Origin of the sequence: Pseudomonas edaphica (assembly GCF_005863185.1) — a bacterium.
GTDB lineage: Bacteria > Pseudomonadota > Gammaproteobacteria > Pseudomonadales > Pseudomonadaceae > Aquipseudomonas > Aquipseudomonas edaphica.
Genome location: NZ_VBVZ01000487.1, coordinates 1 through 4,845, shown reverse-complemented (window position 1 = coordinate 4,845; position 4,845 = coordinate 1). Strand labels below are relative to the sequence as shown.

The window sequence follows — 4,845 nt, the reverse complement described above, 5'->3', positions numbered from 1 at the left end:
GTGTCAGTTACACCGAGGGGATGCTATCGCAGGCAAGCCAGCTCCCACACAAGCCAGCTCCCACATTTGTTTTGTGTTGAGTCCGTTACATCGGCGGTGTCACGCCATCCTTGCCAGCTGAGATCGCCTGGGCCGTAATGGTCCCATCCGCGCCCTGCGCCGCAAACAACACCACCTTCACGCCCGCCTTGAGCAAGCTGCGATCGCCCGGCTCCAGGTTCACGATCGGCACATCATCCGGCACCACAATCTTCTGCTCGCCGCCTTTGTACTTCACGGTCAGGGTGCGCCCGTTGCTGACCACCAGGTCGCCAACCGTGCCGTTGGTCATGCTGCTGCCTTCTTTCAAATCAAACGCGCGGTGCCCGTCACCCGTGCCGGCCATGGCCGGTGGGAATACGTGGACTTCCAGCGCAGTCAGGGTGCCATCGGCGTTCGGCATGGCAGCCGAGCCAATGTAGCTGCCGGGCTTGATCTCATCGATCTTGGCCAAGGTAACGGCGCGTACCTGGGTGGCCGGCGTCAGATGCACCACAACCTCTTCGCCACTGTTGACCTTGACGTGCATCGCGTCACCGTCCATCGCAGTAATGGCGCCGCGTACGCCGACCCGTGGGGCCTCGGCGGCGTTGGCCAGCCCGATGGCCATGGCCGCAGCCAGGGTGGAGGCCAGGAGCATCTTGTTCAGCGTGATTTTCATCGCAGTGGATTTCCTGTTTCGACAGTTATGCCTGAATGTATCATTGGCGCTCGCCCCAAAAGTTAACGATTCAGTCATTAATTTGCGGCATGAGTGATATCAATGCGCGCGCTCTACACCGGCGCAGACGTTGTCTTTACTCTCGCCCGCTACCTTCCTTCGCTTGAATGAGAACACCATGACCGCTACCTCACACGCTTCAAGCACCATGACCCGAGGCATGGTGATGCTGTTTGCGTTCTGTTGCGGCGCCATTGTTGCCAACATCTACTACGCCCAGCCGATCATCGAGTTGATCGCGCCGGACATCGGCCTGACCCCGGCACTGGCGAGCCTGATCGTCTCACTCACGCAAATCGGCTATGCCCTGGGACTGTTCTTTCTGGTGCCGCTGGGCGACCTGCTGGAAAACCGCAAGCTGATGATCATCACCAACCTGGTGGCCATCGCCAGCCTACTGGGTGCGGCGTTTGCCGAGCAGCCGAATGTGTTCCTGCTTGTGTCGTTGCTGATCGGCTTCAGTTCCGTCTCGGTGCAGATTCTTATCCCGCTGGCCGCGCATCTGGCGCCCGCCGAGTCCCGAGGCCGTGTAGTCGGCAGCATCATGGGCGGCCTGTTGCTGGGCATCCTGCTGGCGCGGCCGGTGTCCAGCCTGGTGGCTGACCACTTTGGCTGGCGTGCAATGTTCATGGCGGCCGCCGCGGTGATGGTGTTTATCAGTGCCGTGCTGATGCTGACTATCCCCAAGCGCCAACCCGACCACAGCGCCAGTTACGGCCAACTGCTGGGCTCGCTGGGCACCTTGCTGCGCAAGCAACCGCTACTGCGTCAGCGCGCCTTCTACCAAGGCTGCATGTTCGCCACCTTCAGCCTGTTCTGGACCGCTGCACCGTTGGAGCTGGCGCGTAACCACGGCCTGAGCCAAAGCGAAATCGCCCTGTTTGCCCTGGTCGGCGCCCTGGGCGCGATCGCCGCGCCTATCGCCGGGCGCCTGGCCGATGCCGGGCACACGCACCGCGCTTCACTGCTGGCCATGCTGTTTGCCGCGTTGAGTTTTCTGCCAGCCTTTGTGCACCCGTTGTACAGCGTGATCGGCCTGGCGGTGACCGGCGTGGTCCTGGACTTCTGCGTGCAGATGAACATGGTCCTCGGCCAACGCACCATCTACGCCCTCGACGCCAACAGCCGCAGCCGCCTGAACGCGCTGTACATGACCAGCATCTTCATCGGCGGCGCCTTCGGCTCGGCGATTGCCAGCAGCGTGTATGAACACGGCGGCTGGCTGGGCGTGATGCTGGTGGGCAGTGCGTTCCCGCTGGTGGCGTTGTTGCGGTTCCTGGGTGCTTCGCGCCAGGCCGAGGTGGCTACCGCTTAAGAACGCACCAACTTCTCCAACGCCGCATCCGCCAGAAACGACGAGCGGCTTTTGACCTTGTGCTCGCGCACATAGCGGTCGATGCGCTGAATGACATAACCGGGCAAGGTCACATTGACCTTTTCGGTCTTGCCCAGATAGGGCGAGATATCCAACTCCAGCATCCCCCAGCCCATGCCTGCGTAAATTTCGTGGGCATGGTGGTTGGCCACTGACGTCGGCATCGGAATCACCCCGCCTTCGGCCGCGATCTCTTGCAGCAGGATGTGGGCGATCTCTACCGCTGCGTTATACGCCTCTTCAAAACTGTCCCCGGCAGTGACCGCGCCTGGAATATCGGGGATCTGGATACCGGTGGCGGTGAAGTCATCGCCCCATTCGATACACATTGGGTATTGCATGCATGCTCTCCTTAAAACTGAAACAGCCCGGCGCGCTTTCTGATGCTGCGGACCGTGCCCATAGGCAGGTCCTTTTTGGGAGGAGGCACCGGGATCGTGTACGGGTTATAGCGGTGGGTAAAAACATGATGACTGCCCGTGACCCGATCCAGCACCCAACCCGCCTCTTGCAGCTCCTTGATCAATAACCTGCTTTGCACCCCTGCCTCCTTGGCTTGGCCCGAATAAAAGTAACCCTAGAGTTATCTTTACTCAAGCACAGTTTTTGTTAGTCGGACTGCCGGGTGTTTTGCTGAATATTGAAATGCAGAAGAGTTACTGGCTTAGCGTCGCGGCACTGAACCTGGGGATACGGCCGTTAAGCGAGGGCCAGTAGCTGAACCGGCCAGCGTCCGCCAGCAAGGCAGGCTGATGACGCAACAAACCCAACAGCGCTTGCGCGGCGATCGTCAACGCCATCTGTTGGCCTGGGCACTGATGGCGCCCGATACCAAAGCTGAACAGCCGCCGTTGCGCGCGCTCCAACTGGAAGCTATCAGGATTGGGGTTGGCCTCAGCGTCCCGATTGGCCGACGCCAGCAGGACTAAAACACTCTCTCCCGCCGCCAACACCCGGTTGCCGATGGTGCAGCGCGCCGCCACGAATCGCCGTGTGTTTTGCACCGGTGAATCGTAACGCGCCACCTCCTCCACCAGCGCCGTGGCGAGGGCTGGCGTGCGCATAATCTGCGCAACCCGCTCAGGGTGCCGCGCGAGCATCACCAGTGAGTTGCCGATCAACCCGGCGCTGGCTTCGCAGGTCTGCGACAACAGGCCGATCAAATTGGCCGTCAATACCTGCGCACTTTCCCAGTTGCCAGTGCGGATATGAGCCAGCAGCGCTGTTTCTTCCAACACCGCACAAAACATCTGCTGCAACTGCGACGCGCCGGCCTGCGCATTGCACAACTGCGCTTCACTGCTCAGCGGTGAAAGGCCGGCGACAAACGCCCGCGTTAGCCCGGCGACACACGCCAGCTGTGGCGCCGGGCATCCCAGCAGCGACGCGACCACCGAGACGGGCAAGGTAAACATCAGCGCATCCAGGGTCTGCACGCTGCCGATCAACCGAGCGACCCGTTCAGCAATGGCCGACGCCTCCACCGCCGCCAACGCCGGTTCAATCGCCGCCCGCGGGCATCGATGCGCCGGGCCTTCGTTCATGCGCATCAACCGCGCAAAAACCTGTCCTGCCGCGCCCTGTGCAAGCGCCTTGGGCACCGGCTCATGCAACGGGCGTACGCGACAATCCGGGTGTGTCAGCACCGCCTCCACCGTCTTGGCGCGGCTGGCGACCCACAGCCCCAACTCGGCATCGAACAGCAGTTCTTCATGGCGACGCAGGCTTGCGTAATACGGATAGGGATCAACATGGGTAGCGGCTTGCAGCGGTGTCATCCGGGACGTCCTGTGCTTAAAGAAGCGTTACTATCGGCCCTCCCACGCGGCAATGATTCGTTCAGGAACGAAATATGAACGCCTTTGATGATGACGCGGCACTCTCACAAATCGCCGGTGCGATAGCAGAGCCTGCGCGCACAAAAATGCTCTGCGCGCTGATGGATGGCCATGCGCGCACCAGTACCGAGATGGCCGTGATTGCCGGCGTCAGCACCTCGACGGCCAGCGCCCACTTGGCCAGGCTCAAGGACGATGGCCTGCTCAAGCTGCACACCCAGGGCCGACACCGCTACTACAGCCTCGCCGGCGCACACGTGGCCCAGGCCATCGAAGGGTTGATGGTGATCAGCCGCAACACCGCCCAGGCATTTGTCCCCAGCACGCCCAACCGCCTGCAGCTCGCACGCACCTGCTACGACCACATGGCCGGCACGCTGGCGGTGCACCTGCACGACCATTTCATCGCCTCTGGTTGGCTGGTTGGCGACGGCACCTATGCACTGACGGCCCCCGGCGAAACCGCAATGATCGCGTTGGGGCTGGATATGCCTGCGTTACGCGCGCAACGTCGGCGTTTCGCCTGTGCCTGCCTGGACTGGAGCATGCGCCGCCCGCATTTGGCCGGGGCATTAGGCGCAGGTTTTTTGCAATGCGTGATCCATCGCGGGTGGGTGACTCAGGATCTGGACAGCCGCGCGCTGGGGGTCACCGCCAAGGGGCGCAAGGCGTTTGCAGCGCGCTTTGGAGTCGAGTGGTTGAAGCAAGAGCCAGATCAAGTGCAAAGCAAAAGCCTATCTACCTGATGCAACACAGTCTAAATGTGGGAGCTGGCTTGCCTGCGATGCAGACACCTCTGCACATCAGGCACACCGAGTTGATGCCATCGCAGGCAAGCCAGCTCCCACAGGGTTATGCGGTGTTCAAATAAT

The 4,845-nt window shown here is 61.5% G+C and carries 6 protein-coding genes; 2 read left to right on the top strand and 4 right to left on the bottom strand.

Translation table 11 applies throughout. The features are described from left to right. Nucleotides 1-85: 85 nt before the first annotated feature. Nucleotides 86-700: a DUF5666 domain-containing protein gene (locus FEM54_RS24860; protein WP_017136233.1), complete on the bottom strand. Its 615-nt coding sequence runs from the start codon at nucleotides 698-700 to the stop codon at nucleotides 86-88. Between the two features lie 178 nt (nucleotides 701-878). Between FEM54_RS24860 and FEM54_RS24855 the strand changes: the two genes are divergently transcribed. Continuing rightward, complete coding sequence (locus FEM54_RS24855) at nucleotides 879-2,075, top strand: MFS transporter (protein ID WP_138453472.1); 1,197 nt, start codon at nucleotides 879-881, stop codon at nucleotides 2,073-2,075. Here FEM54_RS24855 and FEM54_RS24850 read toward each other — a convergent pair. From FEM54_RS24850 to FEM54_RS24840, 3 genes are all read right to left on the bottom strand, one after another. After that, nucleotides 2,072-2,476, bottom strand: coding sequence for a type II toxin-antitoxin system HicB family antitoxin (locus FEM54_RS24850; protein ID WP_138453471.1), 405 nt, complete (start codon nucleotides 2,474-2,476; stop codon nucleotides 2,072-2,074). The two genes, FEM54_RS24855 and FEM54_RS24850, sit on opposite strands and share 4 nt — an antisense overlap. Nucleotides 2,477-2,487: 11 nt before the next feature. Continuing rightward, nucleotides 2,488-2,676, bottom strand: coding sequence for a type II toxin-antitoxin system HicA family toxin (locus tag FEM54_RS24845; RefSeq protein WP_138453470.1), 189 nt, complete (start codon nucleotides 2,674-2,676; stop codon nucleotides 2,488-2,490). A 115-nt stretch (nucleotides 2,677-2,791) separates the two neighbouring features. Next, a complete protein-coding gene (locus FEM54_RS24840; RefSeq protein WP_138453469.1) occupies nucleotides 2,792-3,913 on the bottom strand; it encodes a cytochrome P450 in 1,122 nt (373 codons plus the stop codon). A 74-nt stretch (nucleotides 3,914-3,987) separates the two neighbouring features. Here FEM54_RS24840 and FEM54_RS24835 point away from each other — a divergent pair, with 74 nt between their 5' ends. Continuing rightward, a complete protein-coding gene (locus FEM54_RS24835) occupies nucleotides 3,988-4,719 on the top strand; it encodes an ArsR/SmtB family transcription factor (RefSeq protein WP_138453468.1) in 732 nt (243 codons plus the stop codon). The last annotated feature ends 126 nt before the right edge of the window (nucleotides 4,720-4,845 follow it).

Coding starts and splice junctions, on each gene's coding strand:
- FEM54_RS24835 (WP_138453468.1), top strand. CDS start 3,988: ATGAACGCCTTTGATGATGACGCGGCACTCTCACAAATCGCCGGTGCG.
- FEM54_RS24860 (WP_017136233.1), bottom strand. CDS start 700: ATGAAAATCACGCTGAACAAGATGCTCCTGGCCTCCACCCTGGCTGCG.
- FEM54_RS24840 (WP_138453469.1), bottom strand. CDS start 3,913: ATGACACCGCTGCAAGCCGCTACCCATGTTGATCCCTATCCGTATTAC.
- FEM54_RS24855 (WP_138453472.1), top strand. CDS start 879: ATGACCGCTACCTCACACGCTTCAAGCACCATGACCCGAGGCATGGTG.
- FEM54_RS24850 (WP_138453471.1), bottom strand. CDS start 2,476: ATGCAATACCCAATGTGTATCGAATGGGGCGATGACTTCACCGCCACC.